Annotated in this window: 20 protein-coding genes; 8 read left to right on the top strand and 12 right to left on the bottom strand. The window is 73.1% G+C overall.

Annotated features, from left to right (window positions below; all coding sequences use genetic code 11):
* Positions 1–4: 4 nt before the first annotated feature.
* From O7599_RS20315 to O7599_RS20330, 4 genes are all read right to left on the bottom strand, one after another.
* Positions 5–505 carry a copper chaperone PCu(A)C gene (locus tag O7599_RS20315; RefSeq protein ID WP_281617026.1) on the bottom strand — a complete coding sequence of 167 codons (501 nt, stop codon included), beginning with the start codon at positions 503–505 and terminating at the stop codon, positions 5–7.
* Positions 502–1167 carry an SCO family protein gene (locus tag O7599_RS20320; RefSeq protein ID WP_281617027.1) on the bottom strand — a complete coding sequence of 222 codons (666 nt, stop codon included), beginning with the start codon at positions 1165–1167 and terminating at the stop codon, positions 502–504. The genes O7599_RS20315 and O7599_RS20320 overlap by 4 nt, the downstream gene beginning before the upstream one ends.
* 81 nt (positions 1168–1248) lie before the next feature.
* Entirely contained in the window at positions 1249–2010 is a 762-nt protein-coding gene (locus tag O7599_RS20325; protein WP_281623451.1) for a YcnI family protein, read from the bottom strand.
* A gap of 174 nt (positions 2011–2184) precedes the next feature.
* Positions 2185–3108 carry a hypothetical protein gene (locus tag O7599_RS20330; RefSeq protein WP_281617028.1) on the bottom strand — a complete coding sequence of 308 codons (924 nt, stop codon included), beginning with the start codon at positions 3106–3108 and terminating at the stop codon, positions 2185–2187.
* Positions 3109–3241: 133 nt separating this feature from the next.
* On the opposite strand from O7599_RS20330, the gene O7599_RS20335 reads away from it, so the two are divergent.
* Positions 3242–3700 carry an ATP-binding protein gene (locus O7599_RS20335; protein WP_281617029.1) on the top strand — a complete coding sequence of 153 codons (459 nt, stop codon included), beginning with the start codon at positions 3242–3244 and terminating at the stop codon, positions 3698–3700.
* 145 nt (positions 3701–3845) lie between these two features.
* Here the strand turns inward: O7599_RS20335 and O7599_RS20340 are convergent, their stop codons facing one another.
* The gene (locus O7599_RS20340; protein WP_281617030.1) at positions 3846–4442 is read right to left on the bottom strand and encodes a TetR family transcriptional regulator; all 597 of its coding nucleotides are present in this window, start codon (positions 4440–4442) and stop codon (positions 3846–3848) included.
* A gap of 94 nt (positions 4443–4536) precedes the next feature.
* Between O7599_RS20340 and O7599_RS20345 the strand changes: the two genes are divergently transcribed.
* Positions 4537–5580 carry an NAD(P)-dependent alcohol dehydrogenase gene (locus tag O7599_RS20345; RefSeq protein WP_281617031.1) on the top strand — a complete coding sequence of 348 codons (1044 nt, stop codon included), beginning with the start codon at positions 4537–4539 and terminating at the stop codon, positions 5578–5580.
* Positions 5581–5607: 27 nt separating this feature from the next.
* Here O7599_RS20345 and O7599_RS20350 read toward each other — a convergent pair whose 3' ends face one another.
* Positions 5608–6786: a damage-control phosphatase ARMT1 family protein gene (locus O7599_RS20350; RefSeq protein ID WP_281617032.1), complete on the bottom strand. Its 1179-nt coding sequence runs from the start codon at positions 6784–6786 to the stop codon at positions 5608–5610.
* Between the two features lie 79 nt (positions 6787–6865).
* On the bottom strand, positions 6866–7678 hold the full coding sequence (locus O7599_RS20355) for an SAM-dependent methyltransferase (protein WP_281617033.1): 813 nt from the start codon (positions 7676–7678) through the stop codon (positions 6866–6868).
* A 174-nt stretch (positions 7679–7852) separates the two neighbouring features.
* On the opposite strand from O7599_RS20355, the gene O7599_RS20360 reads away from it, so the two are divergent.
* Both O7599_RS20360 and O7599_RS20365 read left to right on the top strand, forming a co-directional pair.
* Positions 7853–8590 (top strand): hypothetical protein, encoded by a 738-nt coding sequence (locus O7599_RS20360; protein WP_281617034.1) that lies wholly within the window; start codon positions 7853–7855, stop codon positions 8588–8590.
* 162 nt (positions 8591–8752) lie between these two features.
* Positions 8753–10078 carry a glutamate decarboxylase gene (locus O7599_RS20365; protein WP_281623452.1) on the top strand — a complete coding sequence of 442 codons (1326 nt, stop codon included), beginning with the start codon at positions 8753–8755 and terminating at the stop codon, positions 10076–10078.
* A 170-nt stretch (positions 10079–10248) separates the two neighbouring features.
* Here O7599_RS20365 and O7599_RS20370 read toward each other — a convergent pair whose 3' ends face one another.
* The 3 genes from O7599_RS20370 to O7599_RS20380 form a co-directional block, all read right to left on the bottom strand.
* Positions 10249–11364 (bottom strand): DUF3533 domain-containing protein, encoded by a 1116-nt coding sequence (locus O7599_RS20370; protein WP_281617035.1) that lies wholly within the window; start codon positions 11362–11364, stop codon positions 10249–10251.
* 66 nt (positions 11365–11430) lie between these two features.
* A complete protein-coding gene (locus O7599_RS20375) occupies positions 11431–12534 on the bottom strand; it encodes an ionic transporter y4hA (RefSeq protein WP_281617036.1) in 1104 nt (367 codons plus the stop codon).
* 122 nt (positions 12535–12656) lie between these two features.
* On the bottom strand, positions 12657–13598 hold the full coding sequence (locus O7599_RS20380) for an AraC family transcriptional regulator (RefSeq protein WP_281617037.1): 942 nt from the start codon (positions 13596–13598) through the stop codon (positions 12657–12659).
* A gap of 81 nt (positions 13599–13679) precedes the next feature.
* Here O7599_RS20380 and O7599_RS20385 point away from each other — a divergent pair, with 81 nt between their 5' ends.
* Both O7599_RS20385 and O7599_RS20390 read left to right on the top strand, forming a co-directional pair.
* Entirely contained in the window at positions 13680–14522 is an 843-nt protein-coding gene (locus tag O7599_RS20385; RefSeq protein WP_281617038.1) for an NAD(P)H-binding protein, read from the top strand.
* Positions 14515–15030 carry a DUF1772 domain-containing protein gene (locus O7599_RS20390; RefSeq protein ID WP_281617039.1) on the top strand — a complete coding sequence of 172 codons (516 nt, stop codon included), beginning with the start codon at positions 14515–14517 and terminating at the stop codon, positions 15028–15030. Before O7599_RS20385 ends, O7599_RS20390 begins: the two co-directional genes overlap by 8 nt.
* A gap of 272 nt (positions 15031–15302) precedes the next feature.
* Here O7599_RS20390 and O7599_RS20395 read toward each other — a convergent pair whose 3' ends face one another.
* Positions 15303–15947, bottom strand: coding sequence for a PepSY domain-containing protein (locus O7599_RS20395; protein ID WP_281617040.1), 645 nt, complete (start codon positions 15945–15947; stop codon positions 15303–15305).
* 128 nt (positions 15948–16075) lie between these two features.
* On the opposite strand from O7599_RS20395, the gene O7599_RS20400 reads away from it, so the two are divergent.
* Together O7599_RS20400 and O7599_RS20405 are read left to right on the top strand one after the other, a co-directional pair.
* Positions 16076–16759 carry a response regulator transcription factor gene (locus tag O7599_RS20400; protein ID WP_281617041.1) on the top strand — a complete coding sequence of 228 codons (684 nt, stop codon included), beginning with the start codon at positions 16076–16078 and terminating at the stop codon, positions 16757–16759.
* On the top strand, positions 16752–18413 hold the full coding sequence (locus tag O7599_RS20405) for a HAMP domain-containing sensor histidine kinase (RefSeq protein ID WP_281623453.1): 1662 nt from the start codon (positions 16752–16754) through the stop codon (positions 18411–18413). The genes O7599_RS20400 and O7599_RS20405 overlap by 8 nt, the downstream gene beginning before the upstream one ends.
* 211 nt (positions 18414–18624) lie before the next feature.
* Here the strand turns inward: O7599_RS20405 and O7599_RS20410 are convergent, their stop codons facing one another.
* Positions 18625–20157, bottom strand: a complete 1533-nt coding sequence (locus tag O7599_RS20410) for an aminopeptidase P family protein (protein WP_281617042.1) — start codon at positions 20155–20157, stop codon at positions 18625–18627.
* Between the last annotated feature and the right edge of the window lie 78 nt (positions 20158–20235).

The raw sequence follows: 20235 nt of genomic DNA on the forward strand, positions 1-20235 counted from the left end.
CCTCTCACTCCGCGGGGCGGTACGTTCTCGGCTGTACGGGCACGTCGACCTCGATCGGCTCCGACTCGGCGAAGTGCAGCACGAGGGAAACCTTCTCGCCGATCTCCGGTTTGCGCTCCAGCCTCTCCAGCATCAGATGGCTTCCACCGCGGGCGAGCTTCAGCTCGCCGCCCGCGGGCACGTCCAGGCCGTCGACGGCGCGCATCCGCTCACCTTCTGTGGTGTGCAGGGTGACGTCGTCGGCGACGTCGGTGCTGACGGCGGTGAGGCGGTCGCCGGCCACGCCGTCGTTGCGTACGGTCAGATAGCCGGCGGCGAGGTCCTTCAGCACCGGCTGCGGTACGAAACCCGCCTCGGCGCGCAGCCGCGGGCCGGAGCCGGAGCCGTCGCGGGACTCCGCCTTCGTACCCGTACCGGAATCGTCACCGGAACATGCGGTCAGGAACGTCAGGGCGCCGGACAGGGCAGCCGCAGTAACTACTGCGGCCCTCCGCGTACGCCTCACGGGTTCTCTCCCCTGACCAGCTTCGGCATGTCCTTCGCGTACTGCTCGGCCGTCACTCCGGCCAGATACAGCACGTGCGCCTTGTCGTCCTTGGGCGAGTACGCCAGCACCTCCGCGCCGTGGCTGACGGTGATGCTGCCGTCCTTCTCCTTCTCCGGCGCCTCCAGGTGGACGCCGACGCTCTTCGCGGCCGCCTTGACCGCGGCGAAGTCGCCCGTGAGGCCGACGAAGTCCTTGTCCTGGGCGTCGAGCCACGTGCCCATCCGGCGCGGGGTGTCGCGCTCGGGGTCGGTGCTGACCATGACGACCTGCAACTTCTCCTGCTCGGCGCGGGGCAGCTTCTGCTTGGCGATGGCGATGTCGCTCATCGTCGTGGGGCAGACGTCGGGGCAGTTGGTGTAGCCGAAGAAGAGGAGGGTGGGCTTGCCCGCGGTCTCGGCGACGAAGTCGTACTCCTCGCCCTCGGTGTCGGTCAGGACGAGGTCCGGCTTCGCCTTGGGGGTGTCGAGGACGACGCCCGGCTTGCTGTTGCCGCCGGAGATCTCGACGGCGGGCTTGGCGCCGTCGTCGGCGGCGTCGGAGCCGCAGGCGGTGAGGGTGAGGGCCGCGGCGGCGGCGAGGGCCGCGGCGGCGTAGAGGGTGCTCCTACGGGTTGTGCGCATGCTGTGTTTCCTTGCGTGCCCGGGTGGCCCGCCCGGCGCCGCCGGCCGGGCCACCGCTTGCGTATGACCTGCCGAGTGCCGTTACGCGGCGGACGAGCCGCCCGTGCCGCGCCGCCGCGACATCACGCCGAACGCGACGCCGCCGGCGCCGAGCACGATGCCGACGATGCCCAGCGTGCGGGCGGTGGTGTCGGAGGAGCCGTCGTCGTCGGCGGCCGTGTCGTTCGTGCCGTCGCCCTCGGCGGCGGCCGGCTCGGTGTCGTCGCCGTTCCCGGCGTCGTCGTCGGCGGCGTCGTCACCGGCGCCGCCGTGGCCGCCGTCCGCGGCGGGCGTCAGGGCCAGCACGGGCGCCGGCAGCTCCGGCTCCTCCGCGCCCTCCTCGGGGATCTCGATCCAGCGGACGACCTCGTCGCTGTCGTACGTCTGGACCGCCTTGAACACCAACTGGTCCGCGTCCTCGGGCAGTGCGCCCATGGAGACCGGGAACTGCTGGAACGTCCCCGGCTCGATCTTCCCGCCGGACCAGGTGACCTTGCTGGCAGCCTCGGTGATCTGCTCGCCGTGCGATTCGATCGGGGTGTCGAGCTTGGCCTTCTCCACCTTCACGTCCCAGCCGGGCACGGGCTGGGGCATGACGGACGTCAGCGGGTGTTCGGCCGGCAGGGTGACCTCCAGCTTGACCGTGGAGGCGTCGTCGCGCTCGTTGGGGACCTTGAAGTTGACGGTGGCGTAGCCGCCCTGCTCGGCCGCGTCGGGATCGACGGTGACATGTGCGGCGGCCGGCCCGGCGAGGAGCAGGACGGCGCCGGCGGCGACGGCGGTGGCAAGGGACATACGCCGCATACGGGATGACTTCATGACTGACACACTCCGGTGGCTGGTGATGGGTTGGGGGGTTGGCGCGCGTGCGGCAGCGGCGCGACCACCCGCTCACCCGAAGCCGACGCCGCCGCCCGCCCGTGCGTGTCGTACGGGGGCGTGCGGTGCGTGGGCCGAAGCCGGAGGGGTGCCGTCGCGTCAGGCCGCGAGGGCGAGCGCCGGGGGCCCGCGGCGTACGACGGTGTGCTGCAGTTCGCGTACGGTACGGGCGCTCCGCTCGTCGTACGCCGGCACCGCCCGGGGGCGCGCGACCGGCCGGCCGGCGCCGCGGAACCCGGCGTCGAGGGCCCGCACGTAGCGCACGGCGGCGCGCAGCGGGGCGAGGGCGGCGTCGCCGGCGGCGATGCGCAGCAGGGTCGTCAGGGCCGCGTCGCCGCGGCGCAGCAGCCAGCCGGCGGCGAGGGCGGCGAGGAGGTGGCCGAGGATCATCGGCAGCGAGTACGTGGACAGGTCGAACACGGTGCCGAGGCCGTCGCCGGCCCCGCCGCCGTGCGCGGCGTGCGTGCCCGCCGCGCCTCCCGCACCGCCGATGCCGGCGTCCGGGTCGAGGCCGGCGTCGGTGACGATCTCGCGGGCGCGGCCCTCGGTGAGGTGCATCCCGGCGTCGTTGCAGAGCAGCCGGCGGGCGAGCTCGACGGCGGCACCGCCGCCCTCGCCGCCCGCACCGCTCGCGCCGCCCGCGTGCGCGCCGTGGCCCGTAGCCGCCGCGCCGCCGACGGCGCACTGCTGCCCGAACCCGAAGACCCCGTGCAGCCCGGTCTGCCCCACCGCCAGCAGCGCCGCGATCCCCGGCAGCGACCGCTCCCGCCCGGCCAGCGGCACGGCCAGGGCGAACACCAGCGCCGCGGAGACGCCGAGGGACCACAGCGGCACCGTCTCGTTCGAGGCCAGCACGTGCCCGCCGGCGGACAGCACGACGCAGACCGCGGTGAACACCGCGGCCCGCAGAAGGCGCAGCTCCGTACCGGCGGAAGCGTGAGGGGCAGCCATGGCGGGCGCTATCATCTCACCGCACGGCCGTACGGACCCTGCCGGGGCGCCGATCGGCCGGATCCGGGCCATGTCATGTCCCACTCCATTCGGCGGAAGAAACCCCTCCGCCGAATGAGGGTTCTCACGCAACTCGCGTGCTTATGGTGCCGACACAAGGGTTATACGTACCGTATGTCGGGGTGGCGGCCAGGAGGCTGACAGCATGAGCATGTGGTGGTCCCTGCGCCTGCGCCGGGAGGCGGCCAGCGTCCCGCTCGCCCGCCGCCTGCTGGTCGGCGCCATGGAGACGGCCGGGGTGGACCCGGACGTCGCCTTCGACCTCTCTCTCGCCCTCACCGAAGCCTGCGCCAACGCCGTCGAGCACGGCGACGCCGCGGCCGGCGACGACTACCGCGTCACCGCCTGGTTCGACGGCGACCGCTGCCACATCGAGGTCATCGACTCCGGCCCGGGCTTCGCCACCGCCACCCCACCCGCCGACCCCTCCCGCACCCCGGCCGCGCCCCTGACCGACACCGGCGCGGAGGGCGGCCGCGGCCTGTTCCTGATCGCGGAGCTGAGCGACCACGTCGACATCCGCGACCGCCCGGGCCGCGGCGCGGTGGTGAGCTTCGACAAGATCCTCAAGTGGCGCGAGGACGCCCCGCTCCAGGCGGCGTGACGGGCAAGATGGCGCTCTGATCTGCTATTTTCCGCGGATTCCTGAGGCTGTAGGCCACATCGCGGTGCCGAGTTCGCGGCTGTCGACGGCCTTGGTCAGGACGTCGCCGCCGCCCGTGCGGAGATGGCGTCCGAACTGCGTGTGTTCACGCTCCCGGGTCTGGGGCGACAGCGCGTTGTACGCAGTCCCGGAGCAGGGCGCGCCGCTGGTCGTGCACGGCCGTGCTCTCCTCCGCGGAGGCGGCGTAGACGTTGCTCACCGGCGACCAGGCCATGGACATGGCGATGACCACGGCCATCATGTCGAAGGGGTCTCCCTGCCTGATGCGCCCAGCGGCCTGGGCCTCTGCGATGACACGGAGTTTGTGGTCGTCATAGCGGTCGTGGTCCGCCACGAGATTCCCGGTCGGGCGCCGCTCCAGGCGCGCCCAGGTCGCAAGCCGGATCAGATCCGGGCGGCTGAGGTACTCGTCATAGAGGCGCACCGCCCAGTCGGCGAGATCCGCGCCGTCGATGGGGACGACATTGGTGATCCGTTCCAGCGAGGCGAAGAAGATCGCATCGAAGAGCGCGTCCTTGTTGCCGAAGTAGCCGTAGAGCTGCGCCTTGTTGGTGCGTGCTGCGGCGATGATCCGCTCGATGCGTGCGCCGGCGATGCCGTACTGGGCGAATTCCCGGGTGGCCGCGTCCACGATGCGCTGGTACGTCGCGGCTCCGCGGCTGCTGGATGGCTGCTCAGGCATGTGCCGAATCTTACAGACCGACCTGTCTGTTTGCCCCCCTGTTCCCGTGCACGTATGGTGAAACAGACCGAACAGTCTGTCTGAGGAGATGGTGATGCGCCCTACGACCGGATGGCGGGCGGACAGCGCGACGCGGACCCTGCGCCGCACGGCGCTGGAGCGCCGGGACCTGCGCCCGGACGACATCGCGGTACGTGTCGAGTACTGCGGCGTCTGCCACACAGACCTCCAGGCGCTCCGCGCGCACGAGAGCGACGCGAACGGCGTGCTCGTACCCGGGCACGAGTTCACCGGCGTGGTCACCGAGGCCGGCAGCGCCGTTTCCGGCTTCTCCCCGGGCACCCCCGTGGCCGTCGGCAACATCGTCGACTCCTGCCGCATCTGCCGCATGTGCCAGGCCGGCCAGGAGAACTTCTGCCGTGAGTTTCCGACACTGACCTACGGCGGAGCCGACCGGCAGGACGGGACGACCACCCTGGGCGCATACTCCCGCGAGTACGTGGTGAGCCATCAGTTCGCCTACCACCTCCCCGCGGGCCTCGACGCGGCCGCCGCAGCCCCCCTGCTCTGCGCCGGGGTCACCGTCTGGGAACCGTTGCAGGCGCTCGGAGTGGGCCCAGGCAGCACCGTCGCCGTGGCCGGACTGGGCGGCCTGGGGCACCTCGCGGTCAAGATGGCGACCGCTCTCGGCGCCACGACCTCCGTCATCAGCCGGACTCCGGACAAGGCCGGCGAAGCGCGCGGCCTGGGGGCGCAGGGATTCGTCGTGTCCACCGACTCCCGGCAGACGGAAGCGGTCCGCGACCGGTTCGACGTGGTCATCGACACCGTCTCCGCCCCCCACGACCTGGCCCCTTACCTGCGGATGACCGCCATGGACGGCACCCTCAGCCACCTCGGCCACCTCGGAACGGTCACCGTGGACACCATGGACCTGCTCGTCGGCCGCAAGAAGGTCAGCTCCGCCGGCAGCGGCGGCCGCCCGTCCACCGCCGCCATGCTGCGCTTCTGCGCCGAACACGACATCACCGCAGACATAGAACTACTGCCGTCGTCCCAGGTGAACCGCGCGCTCGAACGCCTGGAGCGCAACGATGTCCGCTACCGCTTCGTACTCGACATGTCCGACCTGGACTGACCGACGGCGCGGCGGGACTCGTCTCAGCTACATGCGGACCTGGATCAGCGCGTGGGTGCCGCTGGTGCGCCACGCCGCACCGGACCGTTCCAGGGTCTCCAGGGTCTCCTGCTCCAAGCCCACGATCACATCGGACTTCAAGGTGCGGAGCGCCGCGACCGCCCCCGGGAAGTGGGCGGTGCGCTCCGCGAACGGCACCGTGGCGTCCCACTTCCGGTCGCCCACGAGGCGGCGGTAGTTGAGGTCGCCCTTGAAGACCGTGAGCGGGACGGCCTCGAACTCCCTCCGGAGGTCCTCGGGCATCTCCTCGTACGGCAGCGGAGCGCAGAAGAACGCGTGGGCACGTACCTCCAGGCGTCCCGTCGCCATGGCCGCCCACAGGCGAGCGCCGGTCCTGCCGGCTTCGCCGGGCGCCCGGGCGAGGCGGCGGAGGCAGTCGACGACGTCCGACGTCGTCGCGTCGGAGACGTAGTAGGGGTGGGGCTTGACGTGGAGCACGGCGTGCTCGGCGTGTCCGTGCTCAAGGAGGTGGTCGATGAGGACCAGGTCCGGGATCAGTTCGCGCCCCGCGTTGTCCGCCACCACGGCGACGCCGGCCGGGGCTCCGGCGGGCAGCAGCCTCCAGAGCGCGGCGCTGTCGTCGGCGACCAGGGCCTCGGCGGCGTCGGCTGCCGGCTCCGCCGCCGTGACGCGGAAGCCGAGGTCCGCGCGGTTTCCCCAGAGCGCGGCGTGGAGCAGTGCCGTGGCCCGCTCGGCGGCCGGGGCGTCGGCGAGCGCGTCGAGCGCCCGCAGTTCCTCGTCCACCGCCGCGTCGCGCAGTTCAGCCTGTTTGAAGGGCGCGAAGGGGTCGATTCCCTGCCACGGGCCCGGGCCGAAGTAGCCGACGGTGCCGAGGAGCCTGCGGTAGAAGTAGCTCTCGGCCCACAGGAACGGGATGTCGAACCACGATCGCCCGAAGTACTCCCGCCCCCAGGCGGACCAGACCTCGTGATCATGTGCGGAGGGGGCGAGCGGTTCGACGACACCGTCGGTGATCTCGTCCAGCAGGGCGTCGAGGGCGCTGTGCTGGCGAGGGCCGTACGGGAAGGCTTCTCGTACCCGCTGGATGAGGGCCGGATGGCGTTCGGCCAGGACGCCCCGGGCGAACGAGCCCGGCTCGTTGCTCAGGATGACCGGAGCGCTGCTTCCGGCAGGCGTCTCCCTCATGGTGTCCAAGCCTCCGCTTGTCGCTCGTGGCGTCCCACCTGACCTTAGCGATCTCGCGGTGAAGGCGGGGTGCCTGGCTTCAGGCAGGGGGTTTGCGGGCCACGGCGCCGAACTGCGGGACGACGGCCGGCGCGCCGAAGGCGTTGGGCTCCGGCCGCCACCGGGAGCAGGAGACGATGCCCGGGTCCAGCAGCTCCAGGCCGTCGAAGAACCGCGTGACCTGGTCGAGGCTGCGGGCGGTGATCGGCGGGGTGGCGTTCTCGTTCCAGAACTTCATCGCCGCCACGTTGCCCTCGCCGCCCAGTTCCACCGTGGGGTGGGTGAGGACCAGGTAGCTGCCGGGGGGCGTCGCCTCCATCAGTTCGCGCACGACCCGCTGTGCGGCGGCGTCGTCGAGGACGAAGTTGAGGATCCCCAGCATCATGACCGCCACCGGGCGGCCGAAGTCGAGGGTGCGCGCCGCCTCGCGCAGGATCGCCTCCGGCTCGTGGGCGTCGGCGGCGACGTAGGCGGTGGCCCCCTGCGGGGTGCTGGTGAGCAGGGCGCGGGCGTGGCTGAGGACGAGGGGGTCGTTGTCGACGTAGACGATCCGGGACGCCGGCGCCACCTGCTGGGCGACCTCGTGGGTGTTGTTCGCGGTCGGCAGGCCGGTGCCGATGTCGAGGAACTGGCGTATCCCCGCCTCGCCGGCGAGGAACCGCACGGCGCGGCCGAGGAACACCCGGTCGGCGCGGGCCACGTCGCGGATGAGGGGGAACATGCCCGCCACGTGGTCGCCCACCTGGCGGTCGACCTCGTAGTGATCCTTGCCGTTCAGCCAGTGGTTCCAGACCCGGGCGTTGTGCGCCACGCTCGCGTCCACCGGGCCGCCCGGCTCCTGGTCCTCCGCCATCGTCCGCCCCTCCCCGGCCGGCCCTCCTCGGCCGGACCCGCCGACGCCATTCTGCTCCGCGGGTCTTCCCGCCCTTCTCGCGGGGCGTACACCCGTCCGCTACGCCGGTCATGCGGCCGATTTGCCCTGAATATACGATTCTGGCGTTGCTGTTTCCTCCTGGAAGGAAGCCCGATGCCCCGTACGCGGAAAGCGACCCTCGGCGCCCTCGGTGCCACGCTCTGCGCGACCGCCCTGGTCGGCACCGCGGGAACCGCTCAGGCACAGGACGACAACGGCGTCGCGAAGAAGAGCGCCGCCGACATCGCCACCCAGGCCACGGACACCTTCAACGGCGCCAACTCCATGCACGTCACGTCCAGCAGGGACGGCTCCGGCCTCGACCGTACGGAGCCCGCCCGGCTGGAGGTCTCCGCCGACCGCTCCGACAACTGCGTCGGCAGCGTCGACTACGCCGCCGACGGCGGCAGCCTGGAGATCATCAGGCACGCCGACAAGGTGTGGGTCAGGCCGGACTCCGCCTGGCTGAGGAACAACCTTCCCTCCGGGGCGGAGGACCTGCAGAAGCTGGAGGGCAAGTACCTCCAGGGCACCGCCCAGGACCAGGGCCTGTCCGACCTGGCCAGGGTCTGCAGCATCAACGAGCACCGCGACACCCTCAAGGACGCCACCTCCGCGGGCCCGCTGAAGAAGGGCGGCGAGACGACCGTCGACGGCGTGCCCGTCGTCGAGGTCACGGGCACGCACGACGGGATGGACCTGACGCTCTCCGTCGCCACCCAGGGCAAGCCGTTCCCGGTACGGGCCACCTCGTCCGGCGACGGTGAGCAGCAGACCACGAACTTCTCCTTCGACCAGCCCGTCCCCGACCAGACCCCGGAGCCCGGCGACACCGTCCCCTGGGGCGGCTGACGCCGGCGCTGTCCGGCCGTCCCGGCCGTCCGCCCGCGCCCGCTCATTCGCGCCTGAGCGGGCGCGGGCGGGCGAGGGGTGCGCCGGGGCGAGAGGAGCCGCACCGTGGCCCTGCACCAGACCGACCGCGGCGTCGCCGGACCGTACGACGACGTCTACGCGATGCCCATCAGCGAGCACGCCCTGCCCAGGTACCGGATGCCGGAGAAGGTCTCCGACCCGCGCGCCGTCCACGCCCTCATCCGCGACGAGCTGGCCCTCGACGGCAACGCCGCGCAGAACCTCGCGACGTTCTGCACCACCTGGGCCGAGGCCGAGGTGCACGAGCTGATGGACGAGTGCCTCGGCAAGAACATGGTCGACAAGGACGAGTACCCACAGACCGCCGAGATCGAGAACCGCTGCGTGCACATCCTCGCCGACCTGTGGCACTCCCCGCACGGCGAGACCACCATGGGCTGCTCGACCACCGGCTCCAGCGAGGCCGCGATGCTCGGCGGACTGGCGCTCAAGTGGCGCTGGCGCAAGCGCCGCGAGGCCGAGCGCAAGCCCGCCGACCGGCCGAACCTGGTGTGCGGCCCCGTGCAGGTGTGCTGGGAGAAGTTCGCCCGCTACTTCGACGTCGAGCTCCGCCAGGTGCCGCTGGAGGCGGACGCCACCGGGCTGCGCCCGCACCAGTTGCGCGCGTACGTCGACGAGAACACCATCGGCGTCGTCGCCATCCTCGGCGTCACGTACACCTGCGACTACGAGCCCGTCAAGGAGATCGCCGCCGAACTCGACGCGATCCAGGCCGACACCGGCCTGGACGTGCCGGTGCACGTGGACGCCGCCAGCGGCGGCTTCGTCGCCCCGTTCCTCCGCCCCGAGCTGGAGTGGGACTTCCGCGTGCCGCGGGTGGCGTCCATCAACGCCTCCGGCCACAAGTACGGCATGGCGCCCCTCGGCGTCGGCTGGGCCATCTGGCGCTCCGCCGACCTGCTGCCCGAGGACCTGATCTTCCGCGTCTGCTACCTCGGCGGCGACATGCCGACGTTCGCGCTCAACTTCTCGCGGCCCGGCGGCGAGGTCGTCGCGCAGTACTACAACCTCCTGCGACTCGGCCGCGAGGGCTACCGCCGCATCTACCGCGCGGGGGCCGCCAGCGCCGCGTGGCTGGGCGAACAGATCGCCGGCATGGGCCCGTTCACGCTGCTGTACGACGGGCGCGGCGCGCTGCCGGCGGTGTCGTGGACGCTGACGGACCCGGCGGGCACGGGCTTCACGCTGTACGACCTGACGGAGCAACTGCGGCTGCGCGGCTGGCAGGTGCCCGCGTACCCGCTGCCGCCGCGGCGGCAGGAGACCGTCATCCAGCGGGTGCTGATCAGGCACGGGATCAGTCACGACAAGATCGAGCTGCTGGCGGGGGACGTACGGGCGGCCCTGGCGCGGCTGAAGGACGGGACCGGCACGCCGGCGCCGCACCGGCCGGGCTTCCACCACTGAGGCACGGACGGGGCCTCGACGGGGCCTCGACGGCGGCTCGCTGTCGGTGGGGCGGCCTACCCTGGGGCGGGCGTGCGGGCAGAGGTCAGGCCGGGTCGGGTCAGGCCGGGGGAGGCCAGATCAGCGCGGGTCAAGGCGGATCAGGACGGGTCAGGACGGGTCAGGACGGGTCAGGACGAGCGCATCGTGGGGGAGCGCCCGGTGTCCGCCGGGCCGACGCGCGCGAAGACCAGCGTCAGCACCGCCCCGCCCACCGCCCACACCCCCAGCACCAGCAGCGGACCCGCCACCGACCGCCCGTCGAAGTACGCGATCGACCGCGCCGTCCACGTCCCCGCGCCCGGGATCAGCGCCGGGCCGATCTCCCGCCAGAACGGCGGCAGCAGCGGATACGGATACGCCCCGCCCGCGCTCGGGTTGCCCGCGATGATGATCACCAGCAACGTCACCCCGATCCCGAGGACGCCCAGCATCGCCTGGAACGCGAACGTCGTCGCCCCCGCCGCGCACACCACCAGCGCCCCGAGCGCCGCCAGCCCCACCACGCTGCCCGGCAGCGCCCCCAGCACCGGCCCGATCACCACCGCGCCCAGCACCCCCAGCGTGATCGCGTACAGCACCAGCACCGCCAGCCGGATCACCGCACGCCCCTGGTCCGCGGGGCGGGCGCCGTAGCTGACGGCGAGGACCGCCGCGCACAGATACCCGCCCACGCACCAGCCCACGACCAGGTAGAACGCCGACAACCCCCGCGCGTCCCCCGGATCCGCCGGCGCCACGTCCACCGTCCGTACGTCCCGGCCCCGCTCCCGCTCCGCCGCCGCCACGACATCCCGCACCGCGTCCGCCAGCGACTGCCCCGCGCCGCTCGCGACCAGCAGCAGGTCCCTCGACCCCCGCGGGTCGACGACCAGCGCGCCGTCCAGCTCCCGGTCCCGGATCTGCCGCAGCGCCGCCTCCCGCGACGCCACCGCCCGCGCCGACAGCGGCGAGCCCCGCAGCCCGTCCAGCCCGGCGACCGTCTCCGCCCGCGTCTGCGCCGGGGCGACCACCCCGAACGGAACGTCCCGCGGCTTCGGCGCGTGGAAGGCACCCGCGTACGACGCGATGAACAACACCCCCAGCGCCAGCACCCCGAGCACCAGCAGCGCCGAACGCGGCGTCACCGCGTCCCTCACCTCCGCCCGGAAACTCCCCCCGCCCGCGCCGCCACCGTCACCGCCTCCGGGCACCCCGCCGTCGGCCGCCCCGCTGCCACCCAGGCCGTCCCCGCTGTCCAGAAGCATGACCTCAGCGTCCGCGACACCCCCCGCCCCCGCACCGCGGATACACCCGAACGAGCCGCACCCGGCTCACGGCATCACCGCCAGCACCAGATACGCGCAGAACAGCGCCAGATGCACCCCGCCCTGCTGCAGCGTCGCCCGCCCGTGCGTCACCGTCAGCGTCCCCACCACCACCGTCATCGCCAGCAGCACCAACTGGCTCTCGCCCAGCCCCAGCTTCAGCGGCCCCGCCAGCCAGATCGACGCGATCGCCACCGCCGGGATCGTCAGCCCGATGCTCGCGATCGCCGACCCGTACGCCAGGTTCAGGCTCGTCTGCACCCGGTCCCGGCCGGCCTCCCGCACCGCCGCGATCGACTCCGGCAGCAGCACCAGCAGCGCGATCGCCGCACCCACCGCCGACCGCGGCAGCCCCGCCGAGTCCAGCCCGTCCTCGATCGACGGCGACACCCCCTTCGCCAGCCCCACCACACACACCAGCGCCAGCAGCAGCAGCCCCAGACCCCTGCGGGCCGTACGCGCCGACGGCCGGTGCGCCGGGTCGTCCAGGTCGTCGATCACCTCGCCGCCCGGCGTCACCGGCAGGAACTTCTCCCGGTGCCGCACCGTCTGCGTCGCCACGAACATCCCGTACAGCGCGATCGACGCCAGCGCGGCGAACGCCAACTGCCCGGTCGCGAACACCGGGCCCGGCTCGCTCGTGGTGAACTTCGGCAGCACCAGACTCAGCCCCGCCAGCGTCGTCACCGTCGCCAACTGCGTCCCCGTACCCTCCGCGCTGAAGAACGCCTCCCCGCGGCGCATGGCCACCAGCAGCAGACTGAGACCGACGATCCCGTTACAGGTGATCATCAGGGCGGCGAAGACGGTGTCACGGGCCAGCGCGCTCGCCTTGGCGCCGCCGTCGGCCATCATCGTGACGATCAGCGCCACCTCGATGACCGTCACCGCCACCGCCAGCACCAGCGCCCCGTACGGCTGCCCGATCCGCTCCGCGACCACCTCCGCGTGATGCACCGCGGCGAGCACCGCGGCGATCAGGAAGAAGCCGACCACGCCGGTCAGCACCCCGGAGAGCGAACGCTGCCAGGAGAACACGAGCACCACGGCGGCGGCCGGCGGCACCACGGCCGACCAGTGGAGGCGCCGGGCGGCCGTGGGTACGGTCATCCTCCGACACTGGCACGCGGCACACACCCCTGCTCATCGTGCGCGGCCGGACGGCGGTCCCGCACGCCCGCGCCCGTACGCGCCCGGCGCCCGCGCCCCCACGCGCCAGCCCCGGCCCCGCCCTACGCCCCCGGCCCCGCCAGCCGGTGCTCCTGCGGGCTCACCCCGTGCATCCGCTTGAACGCCGTGCTCAGCGCGAACGGGCTCCCATACCCCACCCGCCGCGCCACCGCACCCACCGTCGCGTCCGGCTCCCGCAGCAGATCCGCCGCCAACGCCAGCCGCCACCCCGTCAGATACGTCATCGGCGGCTCCCCCACCAACTCCGCGAACCGCCGCGCCAGCGCCGCCCGCGACACCCCCGCCCGCGCCGCCAGCTCCGCCACCGTCCACGGATGCGCCGGGCTGTGGTGCAGCAACTTCAGCGCCCGCCCCACCACCGGATCCCCCTGCGCCCGGTACCAGCCCGGCGCCTGCGCCTCCGGCCGCGCGAACCACGCCCGCAGCGCCGCCACCGTCAGCAGGTCGAGCAGCCGGTCCAGCACCACCTCCTGAGCCGGGTCGTCCCGCACGATCTCCTCCTCCAGCAGCGGCAGCAGCGGGCAGTCCCACGTGTCCCGGCGCAGCACCACCAGCCGCGGCAGCGCGTTCAGCAGCCGCGCGCCGATCTCGCCGGTGTTCTCGTACGAGCCGATGAGCATCTTCGCCGCGCCGTCGCCGAGGCGCCCCCAGGTCCGTACGCCCAGGCCCATCTCCTCGGCGAGGCTGTGTCCTTCCGGCGTCTCGCAGCGCCCGCCCGGGTGGATCAGCGCCTGCGGCTCGGTCGCAGGGTCGTCGGAGAAGACGTACGGGTCGGGGCCGCGCAGGATCACCAGCTCGCCCTCGTGCACCGGCACCGGCTCCGCGTCGTCGTACGTCACCCACGCCGTGCCGCTCGCCAGCGCCACGACGCACAACGGCGCCCGGTCCACGATCCGCACCGACCACGGCGGGTCCAGGATCGCGCGCATCATGAACGCGCCGCGTGCGCGAGGGCTGTCGAGGAGTCCGGCGAGCGAGTCCATACCCAGCAGCGTAGACGCTCACGTATGCGAGCGAGCCTCTGAACCATGGAGCGTCCAGCCCGGCGCGGCTTCACTGGCCTCATGACACACCACAGCGCATCCACCGAGCCACACGTCCACCTCGTCGTCGGCGGCACCGGCAAGACCGGCCGCCGCGTCGCGGAGCAGTTGACCGCCCGCGGCCTCGCCGTCCGCGCCGTCTCCCGCCGCGGCGACGTCCCCTTCGACTGGCACGACCGCACCACCTGGGAGCCCGCACTCCGCGGCGTCCGCGCCGCCTACCTCACCTACGCCCCCGACCTCGCCGACCCCGCCGCCGCCCCCGCCGTCCGCGCGTTCACCGAGACGGCCGTGCGCGCCGGCGTGGAGCGCCTCGTGCTGCTCTCCGGGCGCGGCGAGCCCGAATGCCACCCGAGCGAGGACGCCGTCCGGGAGTCCGGCGCGCAGTGGACGATCGTCCGCTGCGCCTGGTTCATGCAGAACTTCGACGAGGACTTCCTCCTCGACCCGGTGCTCGCCGGCGAACTCGTCCTGCCCGCCGCCGACGTCCCCGAGCCGTTCGTCGACACGCGCGACATCGCCGACGTCGTGGTCGCGGCCCTCACCGAGGACGGGCACAGTGGGACCACGTACGAGCTGAGCGGCCCCCGGCTGCTCACGTTCGGCGAGGCCGCGGCCGAGATCGGCAAGGCCACCGGCCGCGACGTGCGGTACGTGCCCGTCAGCCCCGAGCAGTTCCGCGAGGTCGCCGCCGGACACCTGCCGCCCGACCTCGTCGAGCTCTTCGCGGACCTGTTCACGCGCATCCTCGACGGGCGCAACGCCCACCTGTCCGACGGCGTGCGACAGGCCCTCGGGCGCGCGCCCCGCGACTTCACCGACTTCGTCCGCGAGGCGGCCGAGAGAGGAGCCTGGAATGTCTGACCTCCGCACGGCGGTGCTGTTCGCGGCCGCCCTCACCACGGGCCTGAGCGCAGGGCTGTTCTACGTCTGGTCGTACTCGGTGATGCCGGGCCTCGCCCGCGCGAGCGACCGCAGTTTCGTCGAGACCTTCCAGCACATGAACCGGGCCATGATGAACGGCTGGTTCGCCCTCAGCTTCGGCGGCGCGCTCGTCTTCCTGCTCCTGGCCGGCGGCCTGCTCCTCGGCGCTTCCGGCGACGAGAGGTCGAAGGCGCTGCCGTGGCTGATCGCCGCGCTCGTCCTGTACGTGGCCATGCTCGTCATCACCTTCGCGATCAACGTGCCGATGAACGACGACCTCGACGCGGCGGGCGCCGTCGACCAGATCAAGGACCTGGCGGGCGTGCGCGAGCGGATGGAAGACAGGTGGGTGCGCTGGAACAACGTCCGCTCGGTCGTCACGGTGCTCTCCTTCGGCTGCGTGACCTGGGCGCTGCTGCAGTACGGACGCGCCACCGGCAAGGGGTAGCGGGTGGCGGCACGAGGCCGGCGCCGGGGGCACGGGGCTCCGGGGCCGGCCTCCGTCGTGCGGAGGGCCGAGCCGGGCGGGCCGGGAGGAGGGCGCGTACGGGGAAGCCCCCGGCGGGGCGCCTCCGCGCGACTGGGGAATGCCGCGGGGCGGCCCGCCGGGGGCCGGGGGGATGGTTTCGGGGGGATGCGGGGACCGGGTGTGCGGCGGTCTGCCGGCTGCCTCGGCCCAGGTGCCTCGGCCCGGTGTCAGCCGGGGCTCGGGATGCCGGGTCAGTCGTCGCCGCGGTCGTCGGAGTCGTCGCCGGAGTCGTCGCCGCCGCGGTCGTCGCCGTCGTCGTCGCCACCGCGGTCGTCGCGGTCGTCGGACGTGTCGTCGTCACCCCGGTCGTCCGTGTCGTCGTCACCCCGGTCGTCGGAGTCGTCGTCGCCGCGGTCGTCACGGCCGTCGTCGTCGCCGCGCTCCGCGACCACCTCACCGCTGTCGGCGTCGACCTTCACCTCGTACCACTTGCCGTCGTCGCCGAGGACGTCGATCTCCCACGTGTGGGCCCCGCCGCGGGCGTCGTCCCCGTCGAACTCGGCCGACTCCACCGTGCCGGCCCGCTGCTGCAGCGCAGCCGCGACGGCGTCGTCGACGCCCACCTTCGCGGCGGCGAGCGCCTCGGCCTCGGCGCGGTCGTCGGCCCGGTCGTCGCCGTCGTCGTCCCCGCGGTCGTCGCTGTCGTCGTCGCCGCCGCGGTCGTCGCGGTCGTCGCCGTCGTCGTCCCGGCCGTCGTCGCCGCCCATCTGCACGTCCGCCGGCAGCGCGGCGGCGTCCGCCCCGCCGTCGCCGTTCGAGACCGCGACCGCGGTCACCGTGCCACCCGTGACGAGCGCTGCGCTGGCGACGGCGGCGATGACGATGTTGCGCTTCATGAGGGTCCTCCCGTTTTCGGCGGCTCGTTCCGCTGTGTCCTGACGAAGACCAAGCTGCCTGAACGACCCTGAAGGCACCCTGAAGGAACCTGAAGGGTTCTTCAGCTTCCGTTTGCGACCCTTGGGGAATGCGACTGCTGATAGTCGAGGACGAACGACGCCTCGCCACCTCCCTCGCCCGCGGGCTCGCCGCCGAGGGCTTCGCCGTGGACGTCGTCCACGACGGCGTCGAAGGTCTGCACCGGGCCACCGAGACCGACTACGACCTCATCGTCCTCGACATCATGCTTCCCGGCCTGAACGGCTACCGCGTCTGCGCCGCCCTGCGCGCCGCCGGCGACGAGACCCCCATCCTCATGCTCACCGCCAAGGACGGCGAGTACGACGAGGCCGAGGGCCTCGACACCGGCGCCGACGACTACCTCACCAAGCCCTTCAGCTACGTCGTCCTCCTCGCCCGGGTACGCGCCCTCCTGCGCCGCCGGGGCCGCACCGCCGCTCCCGTCCTGCGCGTCGGCGCCCTCGCCGTCGACCCCGCGGCGCGCCGCGTCCACGTCGGCGAGACGGAGGTGACGCTGACGACCAAGGAGTTCGCGGTCCTCGAAGTGCTGGTGCAGCGCGCCGGCGAGGTCGTCGCCAAGTCGGAGATCCTCGACCACGCCTGGGACTTCGCGTACGACGGCGACCCCAACATCGTCGAGGTCTACGTCAGCGCCCTGCGCCGCAAACTCGGCGCCCGCACCATCCAGACCGTACGCGGCGCCGGCTACCGCCTCACCGACCCGGACGCCGGCGGCGGTGCCCGTGCGTAGCCCGTTCTCCTCCGTACGCGCCAAGGCCGCGGTCGGCGCGACGGCCGTCGTCGCCGTGGCGCTCGTCGCGGCGGGCGTCGCCGTCCTGCTCGTACTCCGCGCCAACCTGCACGACCAGGCCGCCCTGCAGGCCGAGGTCGACGCCCGCCGCGTCGCGGCCGAGCTGAGCAACGGTGCGCCGCTCGCCGATATCGACCTCCCCGACGACGAACCCATGGTCGTACGCGACGACCGGGAGAAGATCCTGCTCGCCAGCGACGACCTGACCATCATCAACGGCGCCGGCGGCCCCGCCGCCGCACCCCCGCCGGAAACCCGCGCGGAGCGCACCGCGACCCCGAGCCCGACACCGAGCGGTGCGGGGGACTCCGCGGACTCCGATGACGACGGCGGCGACGACGATTCCGGCGACGACTCGGGCGACGACTCCGGCGATGACGCGGACGACGACTCCGCCTCCGCGTCCGACGACTCGAACTCCGACAACTCCGATAACTCCGACGACTCGGATGACTCGGATGACTCCGGGGACTCCGGGGACGACGACCAGGCGCCGCGCCGCGGCGAGGTCGAGGACACACCGGACGTCAAGGACGGCTCGGCCGTACTCGACGGCGAACGCGCCGACTACACCTTCGCCGGCCTCAAGACCACCTCCCCCGACGGCCGGACCTACACCGTCTGGGCCGGCCACCCCCTCGCCACCGAGCAGAACGCCGTCGGCACCGTCGGCCGCGCCATGCTCGCCGGCCTCGTGCCGCTGCTCGCCGTCGTGGCCTGTGTGACCTGGCTGGTCACGCGGCGTGCGCTGCGCCCGGTCGAGGGCATCCGGGGCGAGATGGCCGCGATCACCGCCTCCACGGACCTGTCCCGCCGGGTCCCGGAGCCCGCCACCCGCGACGAGGTCGCCCGGCTGGCCCGTACCACCAACGAGACGCTGACCGCGCTGGAGGAGTCCGTCGAACGCCAGCGCCGCTTCGTCGCCGACGCCTCCCACGAGCTGCGCAGCCCCATCGCCTCCCTGCGCACCCAGCTCGAAGTCGCCGCCGCCCACCCGGAACTCCTCGACCTGGACGGCGCGGTGGCGGACACCGTGCGGCTCCAGCACCTCGCCGCGGACCTGCTGCTGCTGGCCCGGCTGGACGCCGGGGAGGAGCCGCTCGGCAAGCCGGTCGCGCTGGGCGGGCTGGTGCGGGAGGACGTGGCGCGGCGGGCCGGTGCGGATGGTGCGGACGGCGCGGGGGCCGGTGCGGAGGGCCGGGTGGCGGTCGTGGCCGGGGAAGTGGCGGACGCGACGGTGGCCGGTTCGCGGAGCCAACTGGAGCGCGTCCTCGGCAACCTGCTGGACAACGCGGAACGGCACGCCGCCGGCGGGGTCGACGTCCGTCTGCGCCGCGAGGGCACGTGGGCGGTGCTGGAGGTCGCGGACGACGGCGCGGGGGTGCCGCCGGCGGACCGGGAGCGGATCTTCGAGCGGTTCGTACGCCTCGACGACGCGCGCAGCCGCGACGACGGCGGCGCGGGCCTGGGGCTGGCGATCGTCCGGAACGTGGTCGTACGCCACGGGGGCTCGATCGAGGTCGGTGAGGCGCCGGAGGGCGGGGCGCTGTTCACCGTGCGGCTGCCGCTGAGTGGATCGACAGACAACGACTGACGGCTGGTGATTGACGGCTGACGGATGTCAAAGTCTGTCAGCCGTCGACCGGTCGAGCACGGCCGGCAGCCCACCACGCCCCCACGGGCGGCGGGCAGAACTCGTGCAAACCTTCCGCGCCCGGATTGCGTCTACTCCAGTGCACCGGCCGGTGTCCGCCCGTACGCACCGGCCGGTGCTCCGTGCCGCCCCGGCCGCACCCGCCCCGGCCTCACCCCCGCAGGCGGGCCATCCAGGCTTCCACCTCGTCCGCCTGCCGCGGCAGGTGGGCCGACAGGTTGCGGCAGCCGTCCTCCGTCACCAGGATGTCGTCCTCGATCCGCACCCCGATGCCCCGGTACTCCTCCGGCACCGTCAGGTCGTCGGGCTGGAAGTACAGGCCCGGCTCCACCGTCAGGCACATCCCCGGCCGCAGCGTGCCGCCCACGTACTCCTCCGTGCGGGCCGCGGCGCAGTCGTGGACGTCGATGCCGAGCATGTGCCCCGTGCCGTGCAGGGTCCAGCGTCGCTGGAGCCCCAGCTCCAGCACCTTGTCCACGTCCTCGACCTGGAGCAGCCCCCACTCGATGAGCTTCGCCGCCAGCACGCGCTGCGCCGCGTCGTGGAAGTCGCGGTACGCCGCCCCCGGCCGGACGGCCGCGATGCCCGCCTCCTGCGCCTCGTACACGGCGTCGTAGATCCGCCGCTGCAGCGGCGTGTACGTGCCGTCGACGGGGAGGGTGCGGGTGACGTCCGCGGTGTAGAGGTTGCGGGTTTCGACGCCCGCGTCGAGCAGAAGCATGTCGCCGGAGCGGACGGCGCCGTCGTTGCGTACCCAGTGCAGCGTGGTGGCGTGCGGGCCCGCGGCGCAGATGGAGCTGTAGCCGACGTCGTTGCCCTCGACGCGGGCGCGGAGGAAGAACGTGCCCTCGATGTAGCGCTCGCCGGTGGCCTCGGCCCGGTCGAGGACCTTCACGACGTCCTCGAAGCCGCGCGCGGTCGACTCGCACGCGTACTCCAGCTCCGCGATCTCGAACTCGTCCTTGATGAGCCGCATCTCGGAGAGGAACACGCGGAACTCCTCGTCCCGCTCCTTGGTGACCTTGTCGTGGAGCGCCTTCTCGACGCCCGCGTCGTAGCCGCGCAGCAGCCGTACGGGGCCGGTGGCCTCCGCGAGGTGCTCGGTCAGTTTGCGCACGTCCTTGACGGGCAGGCCGAGCAGCTTCTCGTTCTCGGTGAGGCTGTTGCGCCGGCCGACCCACAGTTCGCCCTGGCCGGAGAGCCAGAACTCGCCGTTGGTGCGGTCGGAGCGCGGCAGCAGGTAGGCGGTCGCCTCGTGGCCCGGTGTGCCGTCGTCGGCGGTGACGGGCTCCAGGACGAGCACGCCGTCCTCGGTCTGGTCGCCGGTGAGGTAGGCGTAGTCGGAGGAGGGCCGGAAGGGGTATTCGGTGTCGTTGGCCCGGACCTTGAGGTTGCCGGCGGGGACGACGAGCCGTTCGCCGGGGAAGCGGGCGGAGACCGCGGCGCGCCGGTCGGCCGCGTACCGGGCCTGCGGGACGGGCTGCAGGTCGTGGCGTTCGGTGTCGGCCCAGCCGGACTTCATGTTCTCGGCGAGCTCGTCCGAGAGGCCGCCGTACAGGCCGTTCTTGCGCTGCTTGACGGGCTGCTTCCCGGCGCCCTCCGCGCCCTCGGCGCCTTCCGCGGTCTCCCCGGCCGGGGTCTCCGCGGGCTCGGGCGTCCGGGTCTGCGGCTGCTCCTCGGTCACGGCTTCCTCCTCTGCGATGCGTCGGCCGCTTCCCAGCGTACGGCGGCATGCGCGGCGCGAAGACCCCGCGAGCAGTGA

It is taken from the genome of Streptomyces sp. WMMC500, assembly GCF_027497195.1.
Taxonomy (GTDB): domain Bacteria; phylum Actinomycetota; class Actinomycetes; order Streptomycetales; family Streptomycetaceae; genus Streptomyces.